This window comes from Pseudomonas defluvii (genome assembly GCF_001695625.1).
In the GTDB taxonomy this organism is placed as follows: Bacteria; Pseudomonadota; Gammaproteobacteria; order Pseudomonadales; family Pseudomonadaceae; genus Aquipseudomonas; species Aquipseudomonas defluvii.
Window position 1 is genome coordinate 1 of the sequence record NZ_MBPN01000108.1, and the last position, 16,439, is coordinate 16,439.

The window sequence follows — 16,439 nt, forward strand, 5'->3', positions numbered from 1 at the left end:
GCGTCGTCTACCAGGTCAGCCTTGTTCAGGAAGACCACGATGTACGGAACGCCTACCTGACGGGACAGCAGGATGTGCTCACGGGTTTGTGGCATCGGACCATCGGCGGCCGAGCAAACCAGGATAGCGCCGTCCATCTGAGCAGCACCGGTGATCATGTTCTTCACGTAGTCAGCGTGACCTGGGCAGTCAACGTGAGCGTAGTGACGAATGTTCGAGTTGTACTCGACGTGCGCGGTGTTGATGGTGATACCGCGAGCTTTCTCTTCTGGAGCGCTGTCGATCTTGTCGAATTCGACAACAGCCGAACCGAAAACTTCGGAGCAGACGCGAGTCAGAGCAGCAGTCAGAGTGGTTTTACCATGGTCAACGTGACCGATGGTGCCAACGTTGACGTGCGGAAGGGAACGATCAAATTTTTCTTTAGCCACGACAATTAACTCCTAGCCTAAAGGACTGAATCAGCCTTGTTTTTTAACGAGCGCTTCGACGATGTTCGACGGAGCCTCAGCGTATTTGGAGAATTCCATGGAGTAGCTCGCGCGACCCTGAGACATGGAACGAACGTCGGTCGCATAACCGAACATCTCTCCGAGCGGAACTTCAGCACGGACAACCTTGCCGGACACCGAATCTTCCATACCCTGGATCAGACCACGACGACGGTTCAGGTCACCCATCACGTCACCCATGTAGTCCTCAGGGGTCACAACTTCCACCTTCATGATCGGCTCAAGCACTTTACCGCCGCCTTTCGTGGCCAGCTGCTTGGTCGCCATGGAGGCCGCCACCTTGAACGCCATCTCGTTGGAGTCGACGTCGTGGTAGGAACCATCAAACACGGTTGCCTTCAGGCCGATCAGCGGATAGCCGGCAACGATGCCGTTCTTCATCTGCTCTTCGATACCCTTCTGGATAGCCGGGATGTATTCCTTCGGAACCACACCACCCACAACCTCGTTAGTGAAAACCAGGCCTTCGGTGATGTTGCCCTTATCGTCCACGTCTGGCTGCGAGAAGCGAATCCAGCAGTGACCGAACTGACCGCGACCACCGGACTGACGGACGAACTTACCTTCGATCTCGACGTTGTCCTTGGTGATCTGCTCGCGGTAGGAAACCTGTGGCTTACCGATGTTGGCTTCAACGTTGAACTCGCGCTTCATGCGGTCAACGAGGATGTCCAGGTGAAGCTCGCCCATACCCGAGATAATGGTCTGGCCGGTTTCTTCGTCGGTCTTGACGCGGAACGACGGGTCTTCCTGAGCCAACTTGCCCAGTGCGATACCCATCTTTTCCTGATCCTGCTTGGTTTTCGGCTCAACAGCTACCGAAATTACCGGCTCAGGGAAATCCATACGCTCAAGGATTACCGGCTTGTCGGCGTCACAGAGGGTATCACCAGTGGTGACATCTTTCATGCCGATCAGCGCAGCGATGTCGCCTGCACGTACTTCCTTGATCTCTTCACGCTGGTTGGCGTGCATCTGCACCATACGACCAACGCGCTCTTTCTTGCCCTTGACCGAGTTGATCACGGAGTCACCAGAGCTCAGGAAGCCCGAGTAGACGCGCACGAAAGTCAGAGTACCAACGAATGGGTCGGTAGCGATCTTGAACGCCAAAGCCGAGAACGGCTCATCATCGCTAGCGTGACGCTCGATTTTCGGAGCGCTTTCGTCGTCGATGTTGTCCGGGTGGATACCCTGAATTGCAGGGATCTCGGTCGGAGCAGGCAGGAAGTCGATAACGGCGTCAAGAACCAGAGGAACACCCTTGTTCTTGAAGGAAGAGCCGCAGACAGCCGGAACGATCTCGCTAGCCAGGGTGCGAGCACGCAGACCAGCCTTGATTTCTTCGACGGACAGCTCACCTTCTTCAAGGTACTTGTTCATCAGCTCTTCGTTGGCCTCAGCAGCAGCTTCGACCATATTGGCGCGCCACTCTTCAGCCAGCTCCAGCATATCAGCAGGAATTTCTTCCTCGCGATAGGTGGTGCCCTTGTCGTCTTCGTTCCAGTAGATCGCCTTCATCTTGATCAGATCAACCTGACCTTCGAAGTTCTCTTCCGAACCGATAGCCAGCTGGACAGGAACCGGGGTGTGACCCAGACGGTTCTTGATCTGACCAACTACGCGCAGGAAGTTAGCACCTGCACGGTCCATCTTGTTCACGTAAACAACACGTGGAACACCGTACTTGTTGGCCTGACGCCATACGGTTTCGGACTGAGGCTCAACACCGGAGGTACCGCAGAACACAACGACAGCACCGTCGAGTACACGCAGGGAACGCTCTACTTCAATAGTGAAGTCAACGTGGCCTGGTGTATCAATGACGTTTACGCGGTAGTTGTCGTACTGACCACGGGAACCTTTCCAGAAGGTAGTAACGGCAGCAGAGGTAATGGTAATACCCCGCTCCTGCTCCTGAACCATCCAGTCGGTGGTCGCGGCGCCATCATGCACCTCGCCCATTTTGTGGCTCAGGCCTGTGTAGAACAGGATCCGCTCGGTAGTGGTAGTCTTGCCCGCATCAACGTGCGCACAGATACCGATGTTACGGTAGCGGTTAATTGCTGTAGTACGAGCCATAAAGCCCTCGCAAAAAAATTGATGCTGTGATTAGAAGCGGTAGTGCGAGAAAGCCTTGTTGGCTTCAGCCATACGGTGTACGTCTTCACGCTTCTTGACTGCAGCACCTTTGCCTTCAGCAGCATCCAGCAGTTCGCCGGCCAGGCGCAGCGCCATGGACTTCTCGCCACGCTTGCGGGCGTAGTCTACCAGCCAGCGCATTGCCAGCGCGTTACGACGGGATGGACGAACTTCAACAGGAACCTGGTAAGTGGCACCGCCAACACGGCGCGACTTTACTTCGACCAGCGGAGCGATGGCGTCGAGAGCTTTCTCGAAGATTTCCAGGGGATCGCTGTTCTTGCGTGCTTTGACGGTATCCAGAGCACCGTAAACGATGCGCTCGGCTACGGCCTTCTTGCCGCTTTCCATCACGTGGTTCATGAACTTGGCGAGAATCTGGCTTCCGTATTTCGGATCGTCCAGAATCTCACGCTTGGCTGCTACACGACGTCTTGGCATTGATAAGCCCTCAAACGGTCTTCAGGTTAGCCCGGGACACCTGACCCACTGGGTGCGTGCCCGACCTTACTCTTATCGACTCAATAAAATGAATAACTGCAAACTGCTGCAAACGGCCGATTACTTCGGACGCTTGGTACCGTACTTCGAACGGCCTTGGTTACGACCTTTGACGCCGGAGGTATCCAGGGAACCGCGAACGGTGTGGTAACGAACACCTGGCAAGTCTTTTACACGACCGCCACGAATCAGCACCACGCTGTGCTCTTGCAGGTTGTGGCCTTCACCACCGATGTACGAGGAAACCTCGAAACCGTTGGTCAGACGCACACGGCATACTTTACGCAGTGCCGAGTTAGGTTTTTTCGGCGTGGTGGTGTACACACGAGTGCATACGCCACGACGTTGCGGGCAGTTCTGCAGCGCAGGAACGTCGGATTTCTCGACGATACGCTTACGCGGCTGACGTACCAGCTGGTTGATAGTTGCCATCTACTAGCTCCACTGTTGTCTTGCGACGCTATTGTCTTGCAAGAAAAGCAAAATGGCAGGACGAAGTCCCACCAAATTTAGGGGTACAAGAGTCTAAAGAGGATCTTGTCCCCAGTCAAGGCAAGGCAAGGCCCCAGCCTCCCCTCCCCGGCTGTCGGTGACAATAACAGTCACCGACGACCGGAGTGAGGCCACCAGGGCCCTACGCTTAGTTGCCGCTGGAGTTCAGCGCTTCAGTCAGTGCGGCTTCCACCTCACTGGCACTTACACGCAGCGGCTTGTCGGCATCACGGCGACGCTTGCGCTCGCTGTGGTAAGCCAGACCGGTACCGGCCGGGATCAGACGACCTACGACCACGTTCTCTTTCAGGCCGCGCAGGTAATCGCGCTTGCCGGTTACCGCCGCTTCGGTCAGCACTCGGGTGGTCTCCTGGAAGGAGGCCGCCGAGATGAACGACTCGGTGGAGAGCGAAGCCTTGGTGATACCCAACAGTACGCGCGAGAACTTGGAGACGAACTTGTCTTCAGAAGCCAAGCGCTCGTTCTCTACCAGTACCTGGGTCAACTCCATCTGGTCGCCCTTGATGAAGCTGGAATCACCCGACTCGGCGATCTCAACCTTACGCAGCATCTGACGCAGGATGGTCTCGATGTGCTTGTCGTTGATCTTAACGCCTTGCAGACGGTAAACGTCCTGAATCTCGTTGACGATGTACTTGGCCAGCGCGCTCACACCCAGCAAACGCAGGATGTCGTGCGGATCGCTTGGACCGTCGGAGATAACTTCACCACGGTTCACTTGTTCGCCTTCGAAGACGTTCAGGTGACGCCACTTCGGAATCAGCTCTTCGTACGGCTCGCTGCCATCGTTCGGAGTGATAACCAGGCGGCGCTTGCCCTTGGTTTCTTTACCGAATGCAATGGTACCGCTGACTTCCGCGAGAATCGACGCTTCCTTCGGACGACGCGCTTCGAACAAGTCGGCAACGCGCGGCAGACCACCGGTGATGTCACGGGTCTTGGAAGTTTCTTGCGGGATACGTGCAATAACGTCACCCACACCGATTTGCGCACCGTCAGCAACACCAACCAGGGCGTTCGCCGGCAGGAAGTACTGAGCTGGTACATCGGTACCCGGCAGCAGCAGATCCTTGCCATTGGCGTCGACCATCTTGATTGCAGGACGAATTTCCTTACCTGCAGCCGGACGGTCTTTAACGTCCAATACTTCGATGTTGGTCAAACCAGTCAATTCGTCGGTCTGACGCTTGATGGTAATGCCTTCTTCCATGCCCACGAAGGTCACGGTACCTTTCATTTCGGTAACGATCGGGTGGGTGTGCGGGTCCCACTTGGCAACGATCGCGCCAGCGTCGACCTTGTCACCTTCCTTGACCGAAATCACAGCACCGTAAGGCAGCTTGTAGCGCTCACGCTCACGACCGAATTCGTCGGCAATGGCCAGCTCACCGGAACGCGAGACAGCGACCAGATTGCCATCGGCACGCTCAACCTGCTTGAGGTTGTGCAGGCGAACCATACCGCCGTTCTTCACCTGGACGCTGTCGGCAGCCGAAGTACGGCTCGCAGCACCACCGATGTGGAACGTACGCATGGTCAGCTGGGTACCAGGCTCACCGATCGACTGGGCAGCGATAACGCCGACAGCCTCACCGATGTTGACCTGATGACCGCGAGCCAGGTCACGACCGTAGCACTTGGCACAGATACCGTAACGGGTTTCACAGCTGATCGGCGAGCGCACGATAACTTCATCGATGCTGTTCAGCTCGATGAACTCAACCCACTTCTCGTCTACCAGAGTGCCAGCAGGGACGATGACTTCGTCGGTGCCAGGCTTGAATACGTCACGGGCAATTACACGACCAAGTACACGCTCACCCAGCGGCTCAACGACGTCGCCACCTTCAATGTGCGGCGTCATCAGCAGGCCCTGTTCGGTGCCGCAATCGATCTCGGTCACTACCAGATCCTGCGCAACGTCTACCAGACGACGCGTCAGATAACCGGAGTTCGCAGTCTTCAACGCGGTATCCGCAAGACCCTTACGAGCACCGTGAGTCGAGATGAAGTACTGCAGTACGCTCAGACCTTCACGGAAGTTCGCGGTGATCGGCGTCTCGATGATCGAGCCGTCCGGCTTGGCCATCAGACCACGCATACCGGCCAACTGACGAATCTGAGCTGCCGAACCCCGAGCACCGGAGTCAGCCATCATGTACATGGAGTTGAAGGACTCTTGCTCGACTTCGTTGCCATCACGGTCGATAACCTTCTCTTTCGAGAGGTTGGCCATCATCGCCTTGGAAACTTCGTCGTTCGCCTTCGACCACAGGTCGATTACCTTGTTGTACTTCTCGCCCTGGGTTACCAGGCCGGAAGCGTACTGGCTCTCGATCTCTTTCACTTCGTCGGTAGCAGTACCGATGATGCGGGCTTTCTCATCCGGGATAACGAAGTCGTTAACACCGATAGAAACGCCAGAAATGGTCGAGTAGGCAAAACCGGTGTACATCAACTGGTCAGCGAAGATCACGGTCTCTTTCAGACCAACAACGCGGTAGCATTGGTTGATCAGCTTGGAGATCGCCTTTTTCTTCATCGGCTGGTTGACCACGTCGTACGACAGGCCGGCCGGAACCACCTGGAACAGCAGCGCACGGCCAACGGTTGTGTCGACGATACGGGTGTTCTTGACGCTGCCACCATCACGATCATTGACGGTTTCGTTGATACGAACCTTGATCTTGGCGTGCAGAGCGGCCTCACCAGCGCGGAACACGCGGTCGACTTCCTGCAGGTCAGCAAAAACGCGACCTTCGCCCTTGGCGTTGATGGCTTCACGGGTCATGTAGTACAGACCCAGTACCACGTCCTGCGAAGGAACGATGATCGGCTCACCGTTGGCTGGCGACAGGATGTTGTTGGTCGACATCATCAGCGCGCGCGCTTCCAGCTGGGCTTCCAGCGTCAGAGGCACGTGAACGGCCATCTGGTCACCGTCGAAGTCGGCGTTGTACGCAGCACAGACCAACGGGTGCAGCTGGATAGCCTTACCTTCGATCAGTACCGGTTCAAAAGCCTGGATACCCAGACGGTGAAGGGTCGGTGCACGGTTAAGCAGTACGGGGTGTTCGCGAATCACTTCGGCAAGAACGTCCCAGACCTCTGGCAGCTCGCGCTCGACCATTTTCTTGGCCGCCTTGATGGTGGTCGCCAGACCGCGCATCTCCAGCTTGCCGAAAATGAATGGTTTGAACAGCTCCAGAGCCATCTTCTTCGGCAGACCGCACTGGTGCAGACGCAGGGTCGGACCTACGGTAATTACCGAACGGCCAGAGTAGTCAACGCGCTTACCGAGCAAGTTCTGACGGAAACGACCTTGCTTACCCTTGATCATGTCAGCCAGGGATTTCAGAGGACGCTTGTTCGAGCCAGTGATGGCGCGGCCACGACGGCCGTTGTCGAGCAGTGCGTCGACCGCTTCCTGCAGCATGCGCTTTTCGTTGCGCACGATGATATCTGGCGCGGACAGGTCGAGCAGGCGCTTCAGACGGTTGTTACGGTTGATCACCCGACGATACAGATCGTTCAGGTCGGAGGTCGCGAAACGACCGCCGTCCAGCGGAACCAATGGGCGCAGATCTGGCGGCAGAACCGGCAGAACGGTCAGAACCATCCACTCAGGCAGGTTGCCGGAGCCCTGGAAGGCCTCCATCAGCTTCAGACGCTTGGACAGCTTCTTGATCTTGGTTTCCGAGTTGGTCTGCGGAATCTCTTCGCGCAGGCGGCCAATTTCGTGCTCCAGATCGATAGCGTGCAGCAGCTCACGTACAGCTTCGGCACCCATACGAGCGTCAAAGTCGTCGCCGAACTCTTCCAGCGCTTCGAAGTACTGCTCATCGTTCAGCAGTTGACCCTTTTCAAGGGTGGTCATGCCTGGATCGATAACGACATAGCTCTCGAAGTAGAGAACACGTTCGATATCACGCAGGGTCATGTCCATCAGCAAGCCGATACGCGACGGCAGGGACTTCAGGAACCAGATGTGGGCAACCGGAGAGGCCAGCTCGATGTGCGCCATGCGCTCACGACGAACCTTGGCCAGGGCGACTTCAACGCCGCACTTCTCACAGATAACACCACGGTGCTTCAGGCGCTTGTACTTACCGCACAGGCACTCGTAGTCCTTGACTGGACCAAAAATCTTGGCGCAGAACAGACCGTCACGCTCGGGTTTGAACGTACGGTAGTTGATGGTTTCCGGTTTTTTAACTTCACCGAACGACCACGAACGGATCATCTCAGGCGAGGCCAATCCGATACGGATGGCGTCGAACTCTTCGACTTGACCCTGGTTTTTCAGCAAATTCAGTAGGTCTTTCAAGGCCTTTCCTCCTGGCGGAGCAGGGAGCGGGCTTGTTCAGCCACGCTCCCGATTCGCGTCACGTGTTATTCGGTTTCCAGATCGATATCGATACCGAGCGAACGAATCTCTTTGATCAACACGTTGAAGGACTCGGGCATGCCCGGCTCCATACGGTGATCGCCGTCCACGATGTTTTTGTACATCTTGGTCCGACCGTTCACGTCGTCCGACTTCACTGTGAGCATTTCTTGCAGGGTGTATGCCGCGCCGTATGCTTCCAGCGCCCACACTTCCATCTCCCCGAAACGCTGACCACCGAACTGCGCCTTACCACCCAGCGGCTGCTGAGTAACCAGGCTATAAGAACCAGTGGAACGCGCGTGCATCTTGTCGTCCACCAAGTGGTTCAGCTTGAGCATGTACATGTAACCAACGGTCACTGGACGCTCGAACTTGTTGCCGGTACGACCGTCGAACAGCTGCATCTGGCCGCTTTCTGGCATGTCTGCCAGTTTCAGCATGGCCTTGATTTCTTGCTCCTTGGCACCATCGAAGACCGGAGTTGCCATTGGCACACCGCCTTTCAGGTTTTTGGCCAGGTCAAGGATTTCCTGGTCGGTGAACGACTCCAGGTTCTCCTGACGACCACCGATTTCGTTGTAGATCTCGGTGAGGAACTTACGCAGTTCAGCGACTTTACGCTGCTCTTCGAGCATGCGGTTGATCTTCTCGCCCAAGCCCTTGGCCGCGAGGCCCAGGTGGGTTTCCAGGATCTGACCGACGTTCATACGCGATGGTACACCCAGCGGGTTGAGTACCACGTCTACCGGCGTACCGTTGGCATCGTGCGGCATGTCTTCGACAGGCATGATCACGGAGACCACACCCTTGTTACCGTGACGACCAGCCATCTTGTCGCCCGGCTGAATGCGACGACGGATTGCCAGGTAGACCTTGACGATCTTCAGTACGCCAGGAGCGAGGTCATCGCCCTGCTGCAGCTTGCGTTTCTTGTCTTCGAACTTGTCGTCCAGCAGACGGCGACGATCAACGATGTAGGCCTGGGCCTTCTCCAGCTGCTCGTTCAGCGCGTCTTCGGCCATGCGCAGTTTGAACCACTGGCCGTGCTCCAGACCGTCCAGAACTTCGTTAGTGATCTCGGTGCCTTTCTTCAGGCCCGCACCACCTTCAACGATCTGACCATTCAGGGCTGCACGCAGACGCTCGAAGGTTGCCCCTTCGACGATACGGAACTCTTCGTTGAGGTCTTTACGGATTTCGTCCAGCTGCATCTTCTCGATGGACAGCGCACGGCTATCGCGCTCGACACCATCACGGGTGAAGACCTGAACGTCGATGACAGTACCTTTGGTGCCGGTCGGCACGCGCAGGGAGGTGTCTTTAACGTCGCTAGCCTTCTCACCGAAGATCGCACGCAGCAGTTTTTCTTCCGGAGTCAGTTGAGTCTCGCCTTTTGGCGTGACCTTGCCGACCAGAATATCGCCAGCGCCAACCTCAGCACCAACATAAACGATACCGGCTTCGTCCAGCTTGTTCAGCGCAGCTTCACCCACATTCGGGATGTCCGCGGTGATTTCCTCTGGGCCAAGCTTGGTGTCACGGGCCACACAGGTCAGTTCCTGAATGTGGATCGTGGTGAAACGGTCTTCCTGAACCACACGCTCGGACAGGCAGATGGAGTCTTCGAAGTTGAAGCCGTTCCATGCCATGAACGCGATGCGCATGTTCTGACCCAGTGCCAGTTCACCCATATCGGTGGACGGACCGTCAGCCATGATGTCGCCACGCTCGACGCGATCACCTTTGCTCACCAGCGGACGCTGGTTAATGCAGGTGTTCTGGTTAGAGCGGGTGTATTTGGTCAGGTTGTAGATGTCGACACCCGCTTCGCCGGTTTCGACTTCATCATCGGCAACACGGACCACGATACGACTGGCATCGACGGAGTCGATAACGCCACCACGACGAGCCACAACGCAAACGCCGGAGTCGCGTGCTACGTTGCGCTCCATACCGGTACCGACCAGCGGCTTGTCAGCACGCAGGGTTGGTACAGCTTGACGCTGCATGTTCGAACCCATCAACGCACGGTTGGCGTCGTCGTGCTCGAGGAACGGAATCAGCGACGCTGCAACCGAAACTACCTGCTTCGGCGAAACGTCCATCAGGGTGACGTCTTCCGGCGCCTTGACGGTGAATTCGTTCAGGTGACGAACGGCTACCAGTTCATCGATCAGTTGCTTCTTATCGTTCATCGCGGCCGAAGCCTGAGCGATGACGTGATCTGCTTCTTCGATCGCCGACAGGAACACGATTTCGTCGGTAACAACGCCCTCTTTCACCACACGGTACGGGCTTTCCAGGAAGCCGTACTGGTTGGTGCGCGCATATGCGGCCAAGGAGTTGATCAGACCGATGTTCGGACCTTCAGGGGTCTCGATCGGGCAAACGCGACCGTAGTGAGTCGGGTGTACGTCACGAACCTCAAAGCCCGCGCGCTCACGAGTCAGACCGCCAGGGCCGAGTGCAGAGACACGACGCTTGTGGGTAATTTCGGAGAGCGGGTTGTTCTGGTCCATGAACTGGGACAGCTGGCTCGAACCGAAGAACTCTTTCACCGCAGCCGCAACCGGCTTGGCGTTGATCAGGTCTTGCGGCATCAGGCCTTCGCTTTCTGCCATCGACAGACGTTCCTTGACCGCACGCTCGACGCGCACCAGGCCAACACGGAACTGGTTCTCAGCCATTTCGCCAACACAACGTACACGGCGGTTACCCAGGTGGTCGATGTCATCGACGATACCTTTGCCGTTACGAATGTCGACCAGGGTCTTCAGAACCTCGACGATGTCTTCCTTGCTCAGTACGCCCGAACCCTCGATCTCGGTACGACCGATACGACGGTTGAACTTCATGCGGCCAACAGCGGACAGATCGTACCGCTCGGCGCTGAAGAACAGGTTGTTGAACAGGGTCTCGGCAGCGTCCTTGGTTGGCGGCTCGCCTGGACGCATCATGCGGTAGATCTCGACCAGGGCTTCCAGCTGGTTGCCGGTAGAGTCGATTTTCAGGGTATCCGAAATGAACGGACCGCAGTCGATATCGTTGGTGTAGAGCGTCTCGATACGGACAACCTGAGCCTTGGCGATCTTGATCAGCAGCTCGGTGGTCAGTTCGGTGTTGCACTCACACAGGATTTCGCCGGTAGCCGGGTGCACGATGGCCTTGGCGGTGGTGCGACCCAAGACGTATTCCATTGGAACGTCCAGGTGCTTGACGCCTGCCTTTTCGAGCTGGTTGATGTGGCGGGCAGTAATACGACGGCCCTGCTCCACGATCACCTTGCCGGTCTCGTCATGGATGTCCATGACTGCGATTTCGCCACGCAGACGCTGAGGAACCAGTTCCAGGCTGAGTTTTTCACCGGAAACATGGAAAACGTTGGTGGTGTAGAAAGCGTTCAACACTTCTTCAGTGCTGTAGCCCAGCGCGCGCAGCAGCACCGAAGCCGGCAGCTTGCGGCGACGGTCGATACGAACGAATACGCAGTCTTTCGGGTCGAATTCGAAGTCCAACCACGAACCACGGTAAGGAATGATCCGAGCCGAGTACAACAGTTTGCCAGAGCTGTGAGTCTTGCCACGGTCGTGGTCGAAGAACACACCTGGCGAACGGTGCAGCTGGGAAACGATAACACGCTCGGTACCGTTAATAACGAAGGTACCGTTTTCAGTCATCAGGGGGATTTCACCCATGTAGACTTCTTGCTCTTTGATGTCCTTGATCGCTTTGTTCGACGACTCTTTGTCGAAAATGATCAGACGCACCTTCACCCGCAGTGGTACGGCGAAGGTTACGCCGCGCAGTACGCATTCTTTGACATCAAAAGCCGGTTCGCCCAGACGATAGCCAACGTACTCCAAGGCAGCATTGCCGGAGTAGCTGATGATCGGGAAAACCGATTTGAAGGCCGCATGCAGGCCCACGTCGCGGAACTGATCTTTGGTCGCTCCCGCTTGCAAGAATTCACGATACGAATCCAGCTGGATGGCCAGGAGGTAAGGCACATCCATGACGTCCGGCAACTTGCTAAAGTCCTTGCGGATACGTTTTTTCTCAGTGTATGAGTAAGCCATCAGCGTTCCCCAGCTTGGTCACCTGCTTGTTTGGCTCCTCCCGACGGAAGCAGCCAGAAAATCGTGCAAACCCCTTGGTTTGCGCCACCGTCTCGGTGGTTGCAGCTCGTTATCGGGGCCGACCTGGTCGGCCGCCAATAACGGAAAAAGGCCGGTGGCAAGAGCCACCAGCCATCAGCCGTTCGCTTAACGCTTGGGCTGGATACGCAAAGTCGGAGTTACTTAACTTCGACTTTAGCGCCTGCTTCTTCCAGAGCTTTCTTCAGAGCTTCAGCTTCTTCTTTCGAAGCGTTCTCTTTCACGACGCCCAGGTCGTCAACAACAGCCTTGGCTTCTTTCAGGCCCAGACCGGTGGCTTCACGAACAGCCTTGATGACGTTTACTTTCTTGTCGCCGGCTTCAACCAGTTTAACGGTGAACTCGGTTTGCTCTTCAACAACGGCAGCGGCAGCAGCTGGGCCAGCAGCGGCAACAGCAGCGGTAACGCCGAAGGTTTCTTCCATTGCTTTGATCAGCTCAACAACTTCCAGAACGGTTTTCTGGCCGATTGCTTCGATGATTTGTTCGTTAGTCAGAGACATGACTATAAATTCCTGTATTGGGGTGACAGCCTACGCAGCCATCAAATTAAACGTATGATTTCGAAAGCGCTTGCGGTGCCTTAGGCAGCAGCAGCTTCTTTCTGGTCGCGAACGGCCGCCAAAGTACGAGCCAGCTTGCTGGTAGCGCCTTGAATCACGCTCATCAGCCTTGCAATGGCTTCGTCGCGAGTTGGCAGCGAAGCCAACACGTCGATCTCGTTTGCTGCGAGGAACTTGCCCTCGAACGCAGCTGCCTTGATCTCGAACTTGTCCTGACCTTTAGCGAATTCCTTGAACAAACGGGCAGCAGCGCCTGGATGTTCGTTGGAGAACGCGATCAAGGTCGGGCCGGTGAAGGCGTCGTTGAGGACACTGTATTCAGTGTCAGCAACTGCACGCTTGAGCAGGGTGTTACGTACAACACGTACGTAAACGCCAGCTTCACGAGCCTCTTTACGGAGTCCGGTCATAGCGCCTACAGTCACGCCACGGGCATCAGCCACGACAGCGGACAGAGCAGCTTTGGCAGCCTCGTTGACTTCAGCGACGATGGCCTTCTTGTCTTCGAGTTTAATTGCCACGGGTTTAACTCCTGCTTGTTACCGTTTCATTCGACCGAGGCCGAATGTCGTTTTGGTGTCTGATTCGGTAAGGAATCGGGAGCACCATCTGCGTAGGCTTGAGGTTTAAGACTTGCGTCGCCTACGGTCTTGGATAGCCCCCGCCAGGCAGGGACCCCAATTTTGCAAAGCGGGCGCGATCGCTCGCACCCACCGATGTCTTACGCGCTCAGCGAGCTCTGATCGATGACCAGACCTGGGCCCATAGTGGTGCTCAGGGTAACGCGCTTGACGTAGATACCTTTCGAAGAAGCTGGCTTGATACGCTTCAGATCAGCGATCAGGGCTTCAACGTTTTCCTTCAGCTTGACAGCATCAAAGCCGACTTTGCCAACGGAGGTGTGGATGATGCCGTTTTTGTCGGTGCGATAACGAACCTGACCAGCCTTGGCGTTTTTAACCGCGGTAGCTACGTCTGGAGTTACAGTACCAACCTTCGGGTTTGGCATCAGGCCGCGAGGACCCAGTACCTGACCCAACTGACCTACAACACGCATTGCGTCCGGGGAGGCAATAACGACGTCATAGTTCAGATCGCCGCCTTTCATTTCGGCAGCCAGATCGTCCATACCTACACGGTCAGCGCCGGCAGCCAGAGCGGCCTCAGCAGCTGGACCCTGAGTGAAGACAGCTACGCGTACGGTCTTGCCAGTGCCGTGCGGCAGCACAGTTGCGCTGCGAACAACCTGGTCAGATTTACGCGGGTCAACACCGAGGTTGACTGCAACGTCGAAGGACTCGCTGAACTTCACAGTGGACAGTTCGGCCAGCAGAGCTGCTGCGTCTTCAAAGTTGTAAACTTTGCCAGCTTCAACCTTCGAAGCGATGGCCTTTTGGCGCTTGGTCAGCTTAGCCATTACACACCCTCCACGTTGAGGCCCATGCTGCGAGCAGAACCGGCGATGGTACGCACGGCTGCTTCCAGGTCAGCGGCAGTCAGATCAGCTTTCTTAGCTTTTGCGATCTCTTCCAGCTGAGCGCGGTTCACAGTACCAACCTTGACAGTGTTCGGACGAGCCGAACCGCTGGTCAGGCCAGCTGCTTTCTTCAGCAGAACCGAAGCAGGGGTGCTCTTGGTTTCGAAGGTGAAGCTGCGGTCACTGTAAACAGTGATGATCACTGGAGTCGGCAGACCTGGTTCTTGACCCTGAGTACGGGCGTTGAAGGCCTTGCAGAATTCCATGATGTTCACACCGTGTTGACCCAGTGCAGGACCAACGGGTGGGCTTGGGTTGGCCTGGCCGGCCTTTACTTGCAGCTTGATGTAAGCCTGAATCTTCTTAGCCATGAGCTACTCCAATATCGGGTACGAACGCCTGATGGCTCCCCGGATTACTTACGTTTTATCCCAGTGACGACAAAACCCCGCAGCACAAGGCTGCGGGGTATGGGATGCTGGGTTCAGTCAGACCTTCTCGACCTGACTGAACTCGAGCTCCACCGGAGTAGAGCGTCCGAAAATGAGCACTGCGACCTGCAGCCTGCTCTTCTCGTAGTTAACTTCTTCGACAGTGCCGTTGAAATCAGCGAACGGACCGTCGATGACACGAACGACCTCGCCCGGCTCGAACAACGTCTTCGGCTTCGGCTTGTCGCTGCCATCAGCAACACGACGGAGAATCGCTTCTGCCTCTTTATCAGTGATAGGCGCAGGTTTATCTGCTGTACCACCGATGAAGCCCATGACGCGAGGGGTATCCTTGACCAAGTGCCAAGTCCCTTCGTTCATGTCCATCTGAACCAATACGTAGCCTGGAAAGAACTTACGCTCGCTCTTGCGCTTCTGGCCATTGCGCATCTCGACCACTTCTTCGGTCGGGACCAGAATTTCGCCGAAACCGTCTTCCATGCCAGCCAGTTTTACGCGCTCGATCAACGAGCGCATGACATGCTTCTCGTAACCCGAGTAAGCATGCACGACGTACCAACGCTTAGCCACGGGACACCCTTAGCCGACAATCAACGAAATCAACCAACCGAGCAGGGAATCAAGCCCCCACAACAGCAGCGCCATAACCAGAACGACCGCCACTACGATAAGGGTGGTCTGAGTGGTTTCTTGGCGGGTTGGCCATACAACTTTACGAATCTCGGTACGAGCTTCCTTAGCCAGCGCAAAAAACGACCTACCCTTAGCCGTCTGCAGCGCAACGAAGGCAGCAGCAGCAGCAAGAACAAGGAGCGCGATTACGCGGTACAGAATCGGGGATGCGCTGTAGTATTGGTTACCAACAACGCCTACGATCACCAAAGCGACAACAGCAAGCCACTTGAGCAGATCAAAACGAGAGTCTTGGGCTTCAGACTTGGAAGTCATCTAGGAGGATCCTGTGAAAAGAAAGCCAGACACACGAGGTGAATCTGGCAGGTCAGGAGGGAATCGAACCCCCAACCTACGGTTTTGGAGACCGTCGCTCTGCCAATTGAGCTACTGACCTAAAAGCTTAATCAGGCCGACCATTATGCCGGCCCGATAGAAATAAATCAACTACTTATTCGAGAACCTTTGCAACCACACCAGCGCCGACGGTACGACCGCCTTCACGGATAGCGAAACGCAGACCATCTTCCATTGCGATGGTTTTGATCAGAGTGACAGTCATCTGGATGTTGTCACCTGGCATTACCATTTCAACGCCTTCTGGCAGCTCGCAGTTACCAGTCACGTCAGTAGTACGGAAGTAGAACTGTGGACGGTAGCCTTTGAAGAACGGAGTATGACGGCCGCCTTCTTCCTTGCTCAGAACGTAAACTTCTGCGGTGAACTTGGTGTGCGGCTTAACCGAACCTGGCTTAACCAGAACCTGACCACGCTCAACGTCGTCACGCTTAGTACCACGCAGCAGAACGCCGCAGTTCTCGCCAGCACGACCTTCGTCGAGCAACTTGCGGAACATTTCAACACCAGTGCAGGTGGTGGTGGCAGTGTCGCGCAGACCAACAATTTCCAGAGCATCTTGAACGCGGACAATACCACGCTCGATACGACCAGTAACAACAGTACCGCGACCCGAGATCGAGAACACATCTTCGATTGGCATCAGGAACGGCTTGTCGATGGCACGCTCTGGCTCCGGGATGTAGCTATCCAGGGTTTCAACCAG

At 56.0% G+C, this 16,439-nt stretch carries 13 protein-coding genes and 1 tRNA gene; all 14 read right to left on the reverse strand.

The window, feature by feature from the left end; genetic code table 11:
• Positions 1–431 (reverse strand): GTP-binding protein (locus tag EKA13_RS22020; protein WP_125862958.1); only part of this gene is annotated, 431 nt, incomplete at its 3' end.
• 30 nt (positions 432–461) lie between these two features.
• The gene (fusA, locus tag EKA13_RS22025) at positions 462–2,594 is read right to left on the reverse strand and encodes an elongation factor G (RefSeq protein ID WP_065761366.1); all 2,133 of its coding nucleotides are present in this window, start codon (positions 2,592–2,594) and stop codon (positions 462–464) included.
• A gap of 30 nt (positions 2,595–2,624) precedes the next feature.
• Positions 2,625–3,095, reverse strand: a complete 471-nt coding sequence (gene rpsG, locus EKA13_RS22030; RefSeq protein WP_003246741.1) for a 30S ribosomal protein S7 — start codon at positions 3,093–3,095, stop codon at positions 2,625–2,627.
• A 120-nt stretch (positions 3,096–3,215) separates the two neighbouring features.
• Positions 3,216–3,587 carry a 30S ribosomal protein S12 gene (rpsL, locus tag EKA13_RS22035; protein WP_003186084.1) on the reverse strand — a complete coding sequence of 124 codons (372 nt, stop codon included), beginning with the start codon at positions 3,585–3,587 and terminating at the stop codon, positions 3,216–3,218.
• A 208-nt stretch (positions 3,588–3,795) separates the two neighbouring features.
• The gene (rpoC, locus tag EKA13_RS22040) at positions 3,796–7,995 is read right to left on the reverse strand and encodes a DNA-directed RNA polymerase subunit beta' (protein ID WP_065761367.1); all 4,200 of its coding nucleotides are present in this window, start codon (positions 7,993–7,995) and stop codon (positions 3,796–3,798) included.
• A 65-nt stretch (positions 7,996–8,060) separates the two neighbouring features.
• Complete coding sequence (rpoB, locus tag EKA13_RS22045) at positions 8,061–12,134, reverse strand: DNA-directed RNA polymerase subunit beta (RefSeq protein WP_065761368.1); 4,074 nt, start codon at positions 12,132–12,134, stop codon at positions 8,061–8,063.
• Positions 12,135–12,352: 218 nt separating this feature from the next.
• Positions 12,353–12,715 (reverse strand): 50S ribosomal protein L7/L12, encoded by a 363-nt coding sequence (gene rplL / locus EKA13_RS22050; protein WP_065761369.1) that lies wholly within the window; start codon positions 12,713–12,715, stop codon positions 12,353–12,355.
• 80 nt (positions 12,716–12,795) lie between these two features.
• The gene (gene rplJ / locus EKA13_RS22055; RefSeq protein WP_065761370.1) at positions 12,796–13,296 is read right to left on the reverse strand and encodes a 50S ribosomal protein L10; all 501 of its coding nucleotides are present in this window, start codon (positions 13,294–13,296) and stop codon (positions 12,796–12,798) included.
• Positions 13,297–13,496: 200 nt separating this feature from the next.
• On the reverse strand, positions 13,497–14,192 hold the full coding sequence (gene rplA, locus EKA13_RS22060) for a 50S ribosomal protein L1 (protein WP_065761371.1): 696 nt from the start codon (positions 14,190–14,192) through the stop codon (positions 13,497–13,499).
• Positions 14,192–14,623 carry a 50S ribosomal protein L11 gene (gene rplK / locus EKA13_RS22065; RefSeq protein ID WP_065761372.1) on the reverse strand — a complete coding sequence of 144 codons (432 nt, stop codon included), beginning with the start codon at positions 14,621–14,623 and terminating at the stop codon, positions 14,192–14,194. The genes rplA and rplK overlap by 1 nt, the downstream gene beginning before the upstream one ends.
• A gap of 117 nt (positions 14,624–14,740) precedes the next feature.
• Entirely contained in the window at positions 14,741–15,274 is a 534-nt protein-coding gene (gene nusG, locus EKA13_RS22070) for a transcription termination/antitermination protein NusG (protein ID WP_065761373.1), read from the reverse strand.
• Between the two features lie 9 nt (positions 15,275–15,283).
• A complete protein-coding gene (gene secE, locus EKA13_RS22075; protein WP_065761374.1) occupies positions 15,284–15,652 on the reverse strand; it encodes a preprotein translocase subunit SecE in 369 nt (122 codons plus the stop codon).
• A gap of 45 nt (positions 15,653–15,697) precedes the next feature.
• Positions 15,698–15,773, reverse strand: a tRNA-Trp gene (locus EKA13_RS22080).
• Positions 15,774–15,827: 54 nt separating this feature from the next.
• Positions 15,828–16,439, reverse strand: a 612-nt coding sequence (locus tag EKA13_RS22085; protein WP_083199881.1) for an EF-Tu C-terminal domain-related protein, incomplete at its 5' end; no start/stop codon positions are given.